The 14,355-nt window shown below is 69.2% G+C and carries 12 protein-coding genes; 8 read left to right on the top strand and 4 right to left on the bottom strand.

Annotated features, from left to right (window positions below):
* The first annotated feature begins 56 nt into the window (after positions 1-56).
* Entirely contained in the window at positions 57-1,208 is a 1,152-nt protein-coding gene (locus tag ACIBGM_RS27200; protein WP_360525634.1) for an alpha-hydroxy-acid oxidizing protein, read from the top strand.
* Entirely contained in the window at positions 1,205-1,861 is a 657-nt protein-coding gene (locus tag ACIBGM_RS27195; protein ID WP_396387121.1) for an HAD family hydrolase, read from the top strand. Before ACIBGM_RS27200 ends, ACIBGM_RS27195 begins: the two co-directional genes overlap by 4 nt.
* On the opposite strand, the gene ACIBGM_RS27190 is transcribed toward ACIBGM_RS27195, so the two are convergent.
* Together ACIBGM_RS27190 and ACIBGM_RS27185 are read right to left on the bottom strand one after the other, a co-directional pair.
* Entirely contained in the window at positions 1,845-2,606 is a 762-nt protein-coding gene (locus ACIBGM_RS27190) for a D-Ala-D-Ala carboxypeptidase family metallohydrolase (RefSeq protein WP_360525641.1), read from the bottom strand. The genes ACIBGM_RS27195 and ACIBGM_RS27190 overlap by 17 nt on opposite strands.
* 148 nt (positions 2,607-2,754) lie before the next feature.
* Positions 2,755-3,507 (bottom strand): TIM barrel protein, encoded by a 753-nt coding sequence (locus ACIBGM_RS27185; protein ID WP_360525644.1) that lies wholly within the window; start codon positions 3,505-3,507, stop codon positions 2,755-2,757.
* A gap of 142 nt (positions 3,508-3,649) precedes the next feature.
* On the opposite strand from ACIBGM_RS27185, the gene rarD reads away from it, so the two are divergent.
* The 6 genes from rarD to ACIBGM_RS27155 all read left to right on the top strand — a co-directional run bounded on the left by rarD (position 3,650) and on the right by ACIBGM_RS27155 (position 11,085).
* Complete coding sequence (gene rarD, locus ACIBGM_RS27180; protein ID WP_396387120.1) at positions 3,650-4,567, top strand: EamA family transporter RarD; 918 nt, start codon at positions 3,650-3,652, stop codon at positions 4,565-4,567.
* A 97-nt stretch (positions 4,568-4,664) separates the two neighbouring features.
* Positions 4,665-6,734, top strand: coding sequence for a PhoX family phosphatase (locus ACIBGM_RS27175; RefSeq protein WP_360525650.1), 2,070 nt, complete (start codon positions 4,665-4,667; stop codon positions 6,732-6,734).
* A 76-nt stretch (positions 6,735-6,810) separates the two neighbouring features.
* On the top strand, positions 6,811-7,293 hold the full coding sequence (locus ACIBGM_RS27170; RefSeq protein ID WP_360525653.1) for an Rrf2 family transcriptional regulator: 483 nt from the start codon (positions 6,811-6,813) through the stop codon (positions 7,291-7,293).
* Positions 7,294-7,335: 42 nt separating this feature from the next.
* Complete coding sequence (locus ACIBGM_RS27165) at positions 7,336-8,748, top strand: MFS transporter (RefSeq protein WP_396387119.1); 1,413 nt, start codon at positions 7,336-7,338, stop codon at positions 8,746-8,748.
* 16 nt (positions 8,749-8,764) lie between these two features.
* Positions 8,765-9,223 (top strand): cupin domain-containing protein, encoded by a 459-nt coding sequence (locus ACIBGM_RS27160; protein ID WP_396387118.1) that lies wholly within the window; start codon positions 8,765-8,767, stop codon positions 9,221-9,223.
* Between the two features lie 143 nt (positions 9,224-9,366).
* Positions 9,367-11,085: a DUF222 domain-containing protein gene (locus tag ACIBGM_RS27155; RefSeq protein ID WP_396387117.1), complete on the top strand. Its 1,719-nt coding sequence runs from the start codon at positions 9,367-9,369 to the stop codon at positions 11,083-11,085.
* Positions 11,086-11,190: 105 nt separating this feature from the next.
* On the opposite strand, the gene ACIBGM_RS27150 is transcribed toward ACIBGM_RS27155, so the two are convergent.
* Together ACIBGM_RS27150 and ACIBGM_RS27145 are read right to left on the bottom strand one after the other, a co-directional pair.
* Complete coding sequence (locus ACIBGM_RS27150; RefSeq protein WP_396387116.1) at positions 11,191-13,224, bottom strand: protein kinase; 2,034 nt, start codon at positions 13,222-13,224, stop codon at positions 11,191-11,193.
* 126 nt (positions 13,225-13,350) lie between these two features.
* A complete protein-coding gene (locus ACIBGM_RS27145) occupies positions 13,351-14,343 on the bottom strand; it encodes a polyprenyl synthetase family protein (protein WP_396387329.1) in 993 nt (330 codons plus the stop codon).
* Positions 14,344-14,355: the final 12 nt, after the last annotated feature.

Raw genomic sequence — 14,355 nt, 5'->3', positions numbered from 1 at the left:
GTTCACACGTGATTGTCGCATGTGGTGCGGACCGCCCGGCCATGCAAGGATCCGGCATGGGCAACTTCGGAGACCATCAGCTGGGCATCTACCTGCAGGGCATGCTGCAAGGCATCACGCCGGAGATCACCACGGACCTGGCCCGGCTGGAGTCCCAGGCCGCGGGGAAGCTGTCCGCCGAGGCGATGGGGTACATCGTGCCGAGCGCGGGCAGCGGCGCGACCGCGCGGGCGAACCAGGCCGCGTTCGAGCGCTGGCGGCTGGTGCCGCGGATGCTCCGCGGCAGCACCGAGCGCGACCTGTCCTGCACCATCCTCGGTACCGCGATGCCGGCGCCGGTGCTGGTCGCGCCGATCGGCGTACAGACGCTGGCCCACCCGGACGGTGAGCTGGCGACCGCGCGGGCGGCCGACGCGCTCGGGCTCACCTACACGCACTCGACGCAGGCGAGTCACGCGTTCGAGCAGATCGAGGCGAGCAGCAAGTGGTACCAGCTCTACTGGCCGACCGATCGCGACGTCTGCCTGAGCTTCCTGGAGCGCGCGAAAGCCAGCGGGTACGCCGTACTGGTCGTCACCCTGGACACCGGGACCCTCGGCTGGCGCCCGGCCGACCTGGACCGCGGATTCCTGCCGTTCCTCAAGGGTGAGGGGCTGGCGAACTACTTCAGCGACCCTGCCTTCCAGGCCAAGCTGGTGAAGCCGGTCGCCGAGGACCCGGCCGCAGCGGTCATGCATTGGGCCCAGATGTTCCCGAACGTCGGGCTGAGCTGGGACGAACTGTCGTTCCTGCGCGACAACTGGGACGGCCCGATCGTGCTCAAGGGCATCACCGCGGTCGACGACGCGAAGCTCGCGGCCGAGAACGGTGTCGACGGCATCGTGGTGTCGAACCACGGCGGCCGCCAGGTCGACGGCGCGATTGCTTCACTCGACGCGCTGCCGGCGATCGCCGAAGCGGTGGGCGAGCAACTGACCGTGCTGTTCGATTCCGGTGTCCGAACTGGCGCGGACGCAGCGAAGGCGCTCGCCCTCGGCGCGAAGGCGGTGCTGCTCGGGCGACCGCTGCTGTACGGGCTAGCGCTGGCCGGGCAGGCGGGTGTGGAGCACGTCCTGCGGTGCTTCCTGGCCGAGCTCGATCTGACGCTGGCGCTGTCCGGGTACGCGAATCATCGCGAGCTCAACCGCGACTCGCTGGTCCGGGCATGAAGGCGGTCGTCTTCGACCTCGACAACACGCTCTTCGACCACACCGCGTCGTCCACGGCGGCGATCAACAGCTGGGTGCCCGAGCTCGGCGGGACTCCGTCGGACGAGTTGGTCGCGCAGTGGTTCGTCGTCGAGGAACGCAACTTCAGCCAGTGGCTGAGCGGGACGGTCACCCATCAGGGTCAGCGCCGCGGGCGGTTGCGCGACTTCCTGCCGTTGGTCGGGCATCCGGTCCCGGCGCTCGACGACGAGCTGGACCTGATCTACTCCGGGTACCTGCGTCACTACCAGGCAAGCTGGACCGCCTATCCGGACGCCAAGCCCGCGCTGGAGGTTGCCCGGCGCAACGGCTTGCGCATCGGGATCCTGACGAACGGCTCCACGAAACAGCAGAACGCGAAGCTGACCGCGATCGGGCTGGCCGACCTGATCGACGTCGTCTGCACGTCGGAGAGCCTCGGGGTCAGTAAGCCCGATCCGCAGGCCTACCTCCAGACCTGCCAGGCGCTGGGCGTCGAGCCCGCCGACACGGTGATGATCGGCGACAACCTCGAGCTGGATGTGCTGGCGGCCCGGCAGGTGGGGCTGACTGCCCACCACCTGGACCGGGCCGCCGGCGTTTCACTCCTGGATCTGCTCAAACTCCGCAGTTAGGCGCGTCCCAGACATTCGACGTGCGGATGTCGACGTGCGTGTGGTCGTTGTGACCCGGGTAGCCCGGGCCGAAGATGCCGCCGAAACCGTGGTAGCGGGCCTGCTTGGCCAGCGTGCACAGCGAGTGCGAGCCGACCAGGTCGGCCGACCGGCCGTACAGGTGCTGGCTGTTGCTCGCGCCACCGACCGCGTTGTTGCACGCGATGCTGCGGAACCCGCTACTGACGTTCAGCGGCGCGTCGCCGAGCGCGTGCCGCATCGCCTCGAGCTGCCACATGGTCTGAAGCGCGTTGGCCTTGGTCGCCGCCTCGCTCAGCGGCCCGCCGTCGAACCCGGATCCGCCGCAGCCGTCGTCCAGCTCGGAGTACGTGAAGTGGATCGGCGTGCAGTCGTCGTCCTGCAACGAGTAGATCTTGCTGAACGTGGCCGACCCGGCGATCCCGTCCGCACCGAGCCCGTACGCCGACTGGAACCGCTGCACCGCCGCCTTCGTGGCCGGCCCGAAAGCACCGTCCGTCGCCAGATGACCGCCGTACCCGGGCCAGCCGGCCACGCGGATCTGCAGCTGCCGCACGTCCTCGCCACTCATCCCCTGCGACAACGTGCGACCCCACGTGTAACAACCGTCCGCATGGGCCTTGGTGGCGGTCACCATCTGCGTGGTCACCGTCGCGGCCAGCATCGCCGCGAACAACATCAGGATCGCCGCGATCCGCGGCAGGGGTTTGCTGAAGAGTCGGGACATCGGACACCTCCGGGGCGGTGAAGGAACCTGTCGCGCCCAGCATTACGGCACAATCCACCCCTTGACCACCCCTCAGCGAAACTTTCTGACAAACCCCAGGCAACCAAATGTGGTGACCAGCCGGTCGAGCACACCCCTTTCTTTCCTTTCAGATCCAGGAGTGCAGGTCTGCCGCGTCTTTGGCCAATCGGTCGGGGGAATCGTCGGCGACGAATTCCAGGAGGGCGTTGATCTCGCGGTCCTCGGCGGCGAGGCGGTGGAGGACCGGGCGCCAGAGGGACTCGCGGCCGGACAGCGGGAGGCGGTTGTTGGACGGCCACCAGGAGAAGACGTGCACGGTGGTCAGCCACGGCATGAGTGCTTCGAGCTGCTCGAGGCACGCGGCGTCGGACAGGTCGACCGGCGGCTGCCAGTAGGTCTTGAGGTTCGGCGCGCCGACGTCGAGCAGCAGCGTGATGGTCGAGTCGACCTCGTCGGTCAGCGTGTTGCGGTGGAACTCCATCGCGATGTCGATCCCGGAGCCGGCCGCCATGTCCGCGAGCTCGGCCAGGCCGCGGGTCACCGCCATCCGGTCGCCGACCCCCGCGTCCGCCGTACCGACGTTGCCGGCCCAGACCCGGATCCGGGGTGCGCCGAGCGCCTCGGCGGTGGCGACGGCGGACCGCATCTCCTCGCGGTCGACGCTGCCGGCCCGCAGGTAGGACCCGTACGCCGCGATCGCGAGCCCACGGTCGTCACACAGCGCCTTCACCCGCTTGGCGGTCACCAGGTTCCCGAGCGGCACGTGCACGTCGCCACCCCACTCGATGGCCGCCAGCCCGGCGCCGGCTGCGACCTCCACCACCTCGTCGGCCGGCAACTGGCGGAACGTCACCGAGACCAGACCGGTCCTCACACCCACGCGTGCCTCCTCGTGTTCACCTCTCTATCCAACCCCATCACGCCAGCCGGTCCGCAGCGACGGCGGCCGATCACGGCCACCCCGTCTCACGTCATGAGCAAACCGTTTGGATGCCACTGACTGCAGGCATAGGGTGTAGCACGTGCCAGAGCAGCGGAGAGGGTTCGTCTACGGCCTCACCGCCTATCTGGTCTGGGGCCTGTTCCCGCTGTACTGGAAGCTCCTGGGCAACTCCGGCGCGATCGAGGTGCTCTCCCACCGCGTGCTCTGGTCGATGGTGACCATCGCGCTGCTGGTCGTCGTACTGCGGAAGTTCGGCCAGGTGAAGGCGTTGCTGCGGGAGCCGCGGCGGCGGTGGCCGCTGATCGGGGCGGCGGTGCTGATCTCGGTCAACTGGGGCACCTACATCTGGGGTGTGCACAACGACCGGATCGTCGAGACGTCCCTCGGCTACTTCATCACTCCGCTGTTCACCGTGCTGCTCGGCGTCCTGGTGCTGCAGGAGAAGTTGCGGGGGTGGCAGTGGACCGCGCTCGCGATCGCCTTCCTCGCGGTCGTCGGGCTGACCATCGAGAACGGGCGGCCGCCGTGGGTGGCGATCATCCTGACGTTCTCGTTCGGCCTGTACGGGCTGGCGAAGAAGAAGGCCGGCGCCGGGGCGATCGAGGGGATGGCGATCGAGACCGCGACCGTCGCACCGGTTGCGCTGGGGGCGATCGTCGTACTGGGACTGCAGGGCCAGTCGACGGTCGCGGACCACGGTGCCTGGTACCTGATCGTGGTGATGCTGGCCGGGCCGATCACGTCGATCCCGCTGATGCTGTTCGGCGCGGCCTCGACCCGGGTGTCGATGACGACGCTCGGGCTGCTGAACTACATCACGCCGAGCATGCAGTTCGCGCTCGCGGTGCTGCTGTACCACGAGGCGATGTCGCCGATGCGCTGGGCCGGGTTCGGGCTGGTCTGGTTCGCGCTGGCGCTGTTCACCTGGGACAGCATGATGCACCGGCGCCGGATCCAGTCGCTGGAGCGGACCGCGCTGACTGCTTCCGCAGTGTGACTGTTCGGCTTCTCCTTGCTACTTAGGGCAACCTAAGCCTTGCGACGTTCACCTGACCTTCACTCAGTCACCGCCTGACCTCCCTAGGGTCCCGGGCGTGACCAAGTTCCTGCCGCTGATCAGCCAGATCGGCACCCGCCACGGGTCCCGAAGCTTCCGCACCTGCGAGCTCAAGTGCGCCAACCAGTGTGACCACCCGGAGCCGAACACCTCCGGCAACGAGCACATCCAGAGCGTGATGCGGTCGGCGTTCTCCCGCCGCAACGTCCTCAAGGTCGGCGCCGCCGGAGTCGCGGCCGCCGGTGTAGGGACACTCGCCGCCAACCTGACCCCCGCGGCCGCCGACCAGTCGGCCGGCGCCGGCTTCGGCGACTCGGGCAACGGCGCGTTCCCCGGCTTCGGCAAGCCCGGTGCGCTGACGCACGACGTCGTACCGCCGAACCGCAAGGACGACATCGTCATCCCGCGCGGCTACGAGCAGTCCGTGATCATCGGCTGGGGCGACCCGGTCGAGGCCGGTGCGCCGAAGTTCGACGTCTACAAGCAGACCCCCGAGGCGCAGGCCAAGCAGTTCGGCTACAACAACGACTACACGATGATCGTGCCGCTCCGCGACGAGCGGAAGGCGCTGCTCGTGTGCAACCACGAGTACACCGACGAGAACCTGATGTTCCCGACCGGCAAGTACGACCAGAAGACGATCGCGAAGATCGGCCTGGCCGCGCACGGCATGGCCGTTGTCCAGATCGAGCGGGTCGGCCGCAGCGGCGAGTGGCGCCTGGACAAGCAGGGCTCGAAGTACAACCGCCGGATCACCGCGAACTCCAAGTTCGAGGTCACCGGCCCGGCCGCCGCCGACCCGCGCGTCGGGAAGGTTGCCTACGGCACCTTCGGCAACTGCGCCGGCGGCGTCACCCCGTGGGGCACCATCTTGTCCGGCGAGGAGAACTTCAACGGCTACTACGACGTGACCGGCGCGATCCCGGCGCAGTACGTCGACAGCTACAAGCGGTACGGCGTCCCGACCACGGTGACCAAGACCGCCCGCGAGTGGAGCACCGTCGACCCGCGGTGGGACCTGACCAAGACGCCGACCGAGGTCTTCCGGGCCGGCTGGATCGTCGAGGTCGACCCGTACGACCCGAAGTCGACCCCGAAGAAGCGCACCATGCTCGGCCGGATGAAGCACGAGGGCGCGACCATCACGATCACCGCCGACGGGCGGATCGCGGCGTACCTCGGCGACGACGAGCGCGGCGAGTACATCTACAAGTTCGTCTCGACCGGCAAGTACGACGAGAACGACCGGAAGAAGAACTTCGGCCTGCTCGACGAGGGCACCCTGTACGTCGCCAAGTTCACCGGTGACGGCGCCGCGGACGGCGTGTACGACGGCACCGGCCAGTGGATCCCGCTGACCACGGACAAGAAGTCGTTCATCGACGGCATGAGCGTGGCCGACGTGCTGATCGACGTCCGGACCGCGGCCGACAAGGTCGGCGCCACCCGGATGGACCGGCCCGAGGACATCGAGCGCAACCCGAAGAACGGCCGGATCTACGCCGCGCTGACGAACAACTCCAACCGCGGCGGCACCTTCCCGGTCGACGAGGCCAACCCGCTGGCGAAGTCGCACACCCGCCCGAGCCTCGGCGCTCCGCTGGTGGAGCAGTCCGGCAACCGGAACGGGTACATCCTGGAGATGACCGAGGAGGCCGACGACGCGGCCAAGACCGGCTTCTTCTGGACCCTGTTCCTGGTCTGCGGCGACCCGGCCGCGCAGGAGACTTACTTCGGCGGCTTCGACAAGTCCAAGGTCAGCCCGATCTCCTGCCCGGACAACGTCACCTTCGATGGCTCCGGCAACCTGTGGATCTCCACCGACGGCAACGTGCTCGGCTCCAACGACGGTATCTTCACCGTCCCGGTGGCCGGCCCGAACCGCGGCCAGGTCAAGCAGTTCCTGTCCGTGCCGTTCGCTTCCGAGGCCTGCGGCCCGCTGGTGTCGGAGGACGACAAGACCGCGTTCGTCGCCGTCCAGCACCCGGGCGAGACCGACGGCGCGACCTTCGAGAAGCCGACCTCGACCTGGCCGCACACGCACGACTACCCGCGCCCGGCGATCGCCTGCGTCTGGCGTCGCGACGGCGGCCGCGTGGGTAGCTGAGCTACGCCCAGGAGGCCCGGCGTCCTGGCGCCGGGCCTCTTGACTCCATCTATTCAGGACATTTAGTATCCAGGATATGAAGATGAACGAGGGCGTCGAATGGGCGATGCACAGCTGCGTGAACCTCAGCTGGCTGCCCGGCCGCCCGGTCACGGCCAAGCACCTCGCCGCCTTCTACGACCTTCCCACGGCGTACCTGAACAAGCAGCTCCAGGCGCTCACCCGGGCCGGCATCCTCACCTCGATCTCCGGGCCGAAGGGCGGCTTCCAGCTCGCCCGCGACCCGCGCAACATCTCGCTGCTCGACATCGTCGTGGCCATCGACGGGCCGGACGAAGCCTTCCGGTGCATGCAGATCCTGAAAGCCGGTCCGGGCGCAGACCCGAAGGCCGACTACACGAAGGTCTGCCTGGTCTCGCAGGCGATGCGGTCGGCCGAATTGGCCTACCGCCGCGAGCTGGCCGGTCAGAGCATCGCGGACATCGCCGACCGGGTGGTGAGCCAATCCCCCGAGGCGCCCGGCAACGCCCGCTCCCGCTTCGCCAACCTCAAGTCCTGAACCTTCCCTGCCGTCAACCGTTTCCGCCGGAGTTGATTCTGGATGTCTGATATCCAAAATAAGCCGCTCGTGCTGGCTCTGCTCGCGTTCGCGCAGCTGATCATCGCGATCGACTACACCATCGTGTTCGTCGCCGTCCCGGACATCGGCCGGGAGCTCGGCTTCGCCGCGCACAACCTGCAGTGGGTGGTCAGCGGCTACGCGGTCGCGTTCGGCGGCTTCCTGCTGCTCGGCGGCCGGATGTCCGACCTGCTCGGCCGCCGCCGGATGTTCATCCTCGGCCTCTTCCTGTACGGCGTATCGTCGCTGGCCGGCGGGTTCGCCACGGACCCCGGGCTGCTGGTCACGGCCCGCGCGGTCCAAGGCTTCGGCGGTGCGATCCTCGCTCCCGCCGTACTGTCGCTGATCGGGACGCTCTTCGAGGAGGGCCGGGAACGCAACCGGGCCTTCTCCATCTGGGGCGCGGCCGGGGGCAGCGGGATGGCGCTCGGCTCGCTGCTGGGCGGTGTGCTGACGCAGTCCTTCGGGTGGCCGGCCGTGTTCTTCGTGAACGTGCCGCTGGCCGGTCTCGGAGTGGTCGCTGCGTTCGTCCTGCTTTCGGCTGACGCTGCCGCGAGAAGTGGCCGCAGGTTCGACGTACCGGGTGCGGTGACGGCGACGGCGGGGATCACGGCAGTCGTGTTCGCCCTGGTTCAGGGTCCGGCCACGGGGTGGGACGTCGTCAGCCTGGTCGCCGCTGCGGTCGGCGCCGTACTGCTGACGGCGTTCGTCGTGATCGAACTGCGGTCGCCGGATCCCCTGCTGCCGTTGGGATTGCTGAAGGTGCGGAACCTGCGCACCGGCGTCCTGGTGATCACGATGTTCGCCGCGACGCTCGGGCCGCTGCTGTACTTCGAGACCGTCTACTTCCAGGACATCCACGGCTACAGCGCGCTCGAGACCGGCCTCGCGTACCTCGTCCCCACCGTCGCGATCTTCATCGGCGCGAACCTGGGTGGGCGGCTGGCGACCCGGTTCGGCCTGCACCGCACGCTCGCCGTCAGCCTCGCAGTCGCCGGCACCGGCACCGCGCTCCTCGGCCTGGTCATCTCCACCACGGCGTCGTACGGCGTCCTTGTGCCGGCACTGTTGATCCTCGGGCTCGGCCAGGGCAGCGCGTTCACCACGATGTACGCCGCCGCGTCCACGGGCGTGGCCGCCGAGTACCAGGGCATCGGGTCCGGGATCGCGTCGACCGGCCAACAGGTCGGCAACGCGGTCGGGCTCGCCGTCCTGGTGGCCATCGCCAACCGGGGTGTCGACGGTCTCACCGGTGACGCCCTGCGCACGGCGACCACCCACGGCCTGCGCGTCGCCGTACTGATCGCCGCGGCCGGCGTCGTCCTGACCGCCTTCCTCGCCCGCACCGCCCGCAAGACCCCGGCACCGGCGCTCGTCGATGCCGTCAGCAACTAACTCGTAGGAGAACACCATGAAGCCTGTCCTGATCCGCGCCGCCGAGGCCGAGGTCCTGTCCGCCAGCGGTGTCACGCTCTTCGCCGACGTACCCGACACGAACGGGCACCTGACCAGCCACCGATCGATCTTCAAGCCCGGCAAGGAAGGCGCTCCCCCGCACCTGCACAAGGAGGCCGCCGAGCTGTTCTTCGTGCTAACCGGCTCGCTCCGGGTGCTCACCGGCGAGGACGTGATCACGCTGGCCCAAGGCGACTTCCTCGTCGTACCGCCGAACACACCGCACGCCTTCGAAGCAGCCGGCTCCGAGGACGCCGAGGTCCTCTTCGTCCTCACCCACGCCAAGCCGCGCTTCGACTACTACCGCCTGCTGGAGTCGGTCTACCGCGGCGAAACCGCACCAACCGAGCTCGCCAAAACCAGCAACCTCTACGACAACCACTACGTCGAAAGCCCCACCTGGCAGAACCGCTAGCGGCTACCAGCGAGCAGGCCGCCGGCGCACGCGACTTGAGTTCTGTGGACAACTTGGGGATATGTCCTGTGGACAAGAATCCCTTCAAAATAAGGGAGTTCTGGCTTTGAGAAGTGTCGGCCGATGTGTCTAGGGTGGTCGGCATGGAGATCCTCGGCGAACAGCCCGCCTGGTCGATGACCGACAGCGAGAAGCTGTCGCGCCTCGACGCGACCGTCGCCGAGCTCCACCGTCTGGAGACCTACTACCTGCAGCTCATCGCCGACCTCGACGCCTCTGGGTACGCCAGGGAGCTCGGCGCCGGCGACACCGCCCGATTCCTGTCGACGCGCTATCGCCTCGACTCCGCGCAGGCCCGCCACGACCTCCGACTCGCGACCACCCTTCCCAAGTACGACGCAGTAGCCGACGCCCTCGCAGACCCGGCGCGCCCTTTCGAGGACCAGGTCGACGCGGGTGAGGCCGCTGCCGACGAGACGGCCACGGTCCCTGGGTTGGTTGCTGATAGCAATCGCCCGGGACCGCGGCACGAGCGTCCGGTGACTCCGGCCCAGGCCGCGGCCATCGTGTCCGCCCTGGAGAAGGTCTCGGCCTCTGTCCCGGTCGAGGACGTCCAGGCCGCCGCGCGTCAACTGGTGAAGCTCGCCCGCACCTTCACCCCCAGGGAGCTCCGCGCCGCCGGCGACCGGATGCGCAATGTCCTCGACACCGACGGCCCGGAACCGGACGAGCAGCGCGCCTACCACCGGGAGTCACTGACCCTCCACACCGCCGAGAAGGGCGTGCGATTCCGTGGCTACCTTGCCAACGAGAACGCGGAACTCCTCCGCACCCTCGTCCACGCGGGCGCCAAGCCTCGCAAGACCTGCGACGACCAGCCGGACCCGCGCTCCCGCGACAAGCGCCAGGCCGACGCCCTCAGCAACCTCCTCAGCACCGCGGCCGCCGTCATCCACACCAGCGGCGGCACGCCGACCTCGTCCGACAGCACCAGCGCTGACCACACCACAACCACCGCGGCCGACGCCCTGAACGCAGCACCCACCGAAGCGAAGGCCGCCGACGCCATCACCCGCGAAGCCACCAACGCCGAAGCGGCAACCTCCCCCGCCACAGCCGCCCGCATGCCGAGAAGTGGTGCCGGCACAGTCGGCCCCCGGCCCGGCACCGGCGATACCTCGACGGGCGGCGATCCGGCCGGTGGGTACATCCCTGGGCACGGACCGAAAGCGCACCTCACCGTCACCATCGACTACGACTCGCTCAGGTCGGCGGCCGCCGGTGCGATCGGTGACGCAGTGTTCGGCGACGGGCTGTCCGCGGCCACTGTCCGTCGGCTCGCGTGTGACGCCCAGGTCATCCCGGTGGTGCTGGGTTCGAAGTCCCAACCACTCGATGTCGGCACCACCAGGCGTCTGGTCACCGGTCCGATGCGACTGGCGTTGAACGCCCGTGATCGCGGTTGCGTCGTCTGTGGCGCACCACCCATCCAGTGCGAAGCCCACCACCTCGTTCACTGGGTCGACGGAGGTGACACGGCCGTCGGCAACCTCGTCCTGCTCTGCAAGCGCCACCACCTCGACCTGCACTCCGGCCACTGGCACATCGAGATCGTCGACGAGGTTGTCCACGTGTCCCGTCCCGATTGGGCAACTCCCGCACAAGTACTCCGAGACCACTACCAACCGGCGCGCTATGACATCAGTTCCGCGGCCACGTCCGCGCCACGATCCCCGACCCGGGCGCCCGACCTCGGCGCCGTCACCTCACCAGGCGTAGCCCGCCTGGCGATCTGGGGCGCGCGGGAAAGCCCAGTCACCCGTCCCCGTCCACCCACGGAAACCGTCGGACCGTGGCACTGAGCTCGGCACCAGCTCGTCAGGTCGACGAGCCACAGCGCCACCAACCCAGGCCGTCAGCTCAGACCTGATAGCGCTGGTGCCGGATTGATGCCGTCACCGGATTTCTCAGCGGCTCGGCCGGCGGCTCTCGATCTCGCTGGTTAGGTCGGTCGCCAGCTTTTCCAGGGTGGCGTAGTCGGGGAGTCCGAGCCCTTGCGCCTGATCGGCATCGGCTCGAACTACGACGTCGTCGATGCGGACCAGGTAGCTGTAGCCGTCCAGGTCCTCGGGGGCACTGCCATCGTCGTCGGTAGTACGAACGGCGTCGTCGCCGAGTTGCACCTCGTCGACGGCGTCGCCGTCGCGACCCGCGTCGTCGCGCTCGGCCTGCAGCCGGGCGGCGGCCGCGCTCGAGTCGTCGTACCTCTTGACGTTGATGTAGAGCTCGGCGGCGTTGCCGTATTCACCTTCGTCGTCGAGGCGCTGCCACTGGCAGGAGATCTCGTTGGCGTAGGCGTTCTTGTCCGGCTCCGGAGGATCCGCGACGAACTCCGCGACGCGGTCCTCCGACAGCACGGACGACCCGCAGACATCCGGTACGGCGGTGAAGTCGTCCAGGCTGTCGACGTACCGCACCGTGGCCTGGACGCCGACGACCACCGGGATGACGAGAGCGACCACGACGGCGGCCGCGAGCGTCGACCGCCGCACCGGGGTGGTCGCTGCGGATCGAACGGCGGGGATCGCGAGCAGGGCGGCCAGGGTCACGACGATGCCGGCCGTGATGAGCAGCCTGAGGACATAGTTGTCGTCGAAGTGCCGCGTCTCGGCGAGCCAGAAGTAGACGACCGCGGCGGCCGCGCCGAGCAGGAATCCGGCGACGCCCGTTGCTCGGTAGATCTTGGTCACCCGGCTGAGCATCTCCGTCGGCGCGATGCGCTGTTGCAGAGTCCGGGACAGCCGAAGCCAGACGGTGTACGACACCAGGGCGACCGCAGACAGCACGACCGCGGCGATCGGCCGTTCCGGCTCTGCCAACGCGCCCGCGCCGAGGATCGACTCGCCCATCAACACCGAGCTTCCGGTCAATGCCGCGGGGAGACCGACCCGCCGCGCGAGGCCGGGCGCGAGCCAGGCTCCGATCCCTGCACCGATAGCGATCGCCGCAGCCAGCGCGCCGGCAATCCAGACCGGCATCCCGTCCGACAAACCGTAGAAGATCAGGGCCAGTAGCGCCCCCATCGCGGCGTTCAACACACCCAGCAGCCACGTCAGCGCCCGCACCACACGGTCGCCACCAACAACAGCCCCCGGCTCACCGCCGGGTGGTAGCACTCTGGTGCCTCCGGAGGCGTGCTTCTCGGTGGGTTTGTCAGTGTCGGGGAGCTGGGCAGTCGGGTTCTCGAAGGTGGGGTAGCCGCCGGCGATGGCGAGTAGTTGTTTCCGTGCCGTCTCGGCGTCCAGTCGCTTGGCCGGGTCGCGTTCCATCAGGCCGGCGATGACCGGCGCGAGCGGTCCGGCGTGCTTCGGCGGGTTGGGATCGCGGGTCAGTACGGCGGCAATCATCGCGGGCAGGTCGTCGTAGTCGTACGCGTGCTGTCCTTCGACGGCGAAGTACAGCGTCGAACCCACCGCCCACAGATCCGCCGCAGGGCCGGGCTCGCCGCCGGACAACCGCTCCGGTGCGATGTACCCAAGCGTGCCGGTCACGATCCCGGTTCCGGTCAGGGTGCGGGTGGCGCCTGCGACCGAGGCGATGCCGAAGTCGGTCAGCATCCAGCGCCCGTCGCCGCCCAGCATCACGTTCTGCGGCTTCACGTCCCGGTGCAGCACGCCCTTGGCATGCGCCGCGGCGAGCGCCTCGACCAGCCGCACCCCGAGCTCGGACGCACCCCGCGGGCTCAGAGGCCCGTTGGCCCGCACCCCCTGATCAAGCGACTGCCCGGGCAGCAGCCGCATCACGATCCACGGCCGCCCACCTTCGTCGATCACGTCGTGAATCGTGACGATCCCCGGATGGTCCAGCCCCGCCGCGGCCCGTGCCTCCCGCAGCGCCCGGGCCCGCAACTTCTCGCGCTCCTCCGGGTTCAACCCCTCCGGAATCCGCAGCTCCTTGACCGCGACCTCACGCTGCAGAACGCGATCGAACGCCTTCCACACCGTCCCATCCCACCGACGCCCAGCGGCCGATCACTCAACAGGTACCGGCCACCGGCCAGGGTGCGCTCGCTCACCCACCAGACCCTAGCCGCGGGCGGGTTCCCCGACCGGCGGTTCGCGTGTCGGTCAGACGGAGCGGGTGACGACCAGGTCGCAGAGGGAGTCGAGGGCGTCGCGGGCGGCGCCTTCGGGGAGCGGGGAGAGGAGTTTGCGGGCGTCGGTCGCACGACGGCGTACGTCGTCCTCGGCCTGGCGGAACGCCGGATGGGCGCGGAGCAGCTCGAGGGTCTCGGCCAGGCGGGCGTCGTCGGTCAGGTCCGAGTCGAGGAGCTCGAGCAGGCGGGCGTCCGTCGGGTTGGACGGGTCGGCCTGGGCGCGGAAGATCAGCACCGGCAGGGTCGGCACACCCTCGCGCAGGTCGGTGCCGGGAGTCTTGCCGGACTGGCCGGACCCCGAGGCGATGTCGAGGATGTCGTCGGCCAGCTGGAACGCGACGCCGATCTCCTCGCCGAAGGCCCGCAGCGCCTCCTGGACCTCGTCGGGCGCACCGGCGTACCGGGCGCCGAAGAGGGCGGAGGTGGCGATCAGCGAGCCGGTCTTGTCGGCGACGACGGACAGATAGTGCGCCAGCGGGTCCTGACCCTCGGCGACGCCGAGGGTCTCCCGGATCTGGCCCTCTACCAGCCGGCCGAAGGTGCGGGCCTGGATCCGGACCGCCTCCGGGCCGAGGTCGGCGACCAGGTCGGAGGCCCGGGCGAACAGCCAGTCGCCGGACAGGATCGCGACCGAGTTGTCCCAGGCCGCGTTCGCGGTGGACGAGCCACGCCGCAGCGCCGCCTCGTCCATCACGTCGTCGTGGTGCAACGTCGCGACGTGGGTCAGCTCGACCACGACGGCCGCCTTCACCACGTCGCCAGCGGCCGGCTCCGGCCCGAACTCGGCTGCCAGCAGCACCAGCAGCGGCCGGAACCGCTTGCCGCCGGCAACCATGACGTGCTGCGCGGCCGCGGTGACGAACGGCGCCTCGGACTGGGTCGAGTCGCGCAGCGCCTGCTCGACCGACTCCAGCCCGGCACGAACCCGGGCTTCGAGCGCCTCGTCGGCGAACGCGAAGCCCAGGCTCTCGGCCGG

The organism is Kribbella sp. NPDC050470, from assembly GCF_044458365.1.
In the GTDB taxonomy this organism is placed as follows: Bacteria; Actinomycetota; Actinomycetes; order Propionibacteriales; family Kribbellaceae; genus Kribbella.
The sequence above is the reverse complement of the archived record's forward strand: the minus strand, read 5'-3'. Positions and strand labels throughout refer to the sequence as shown.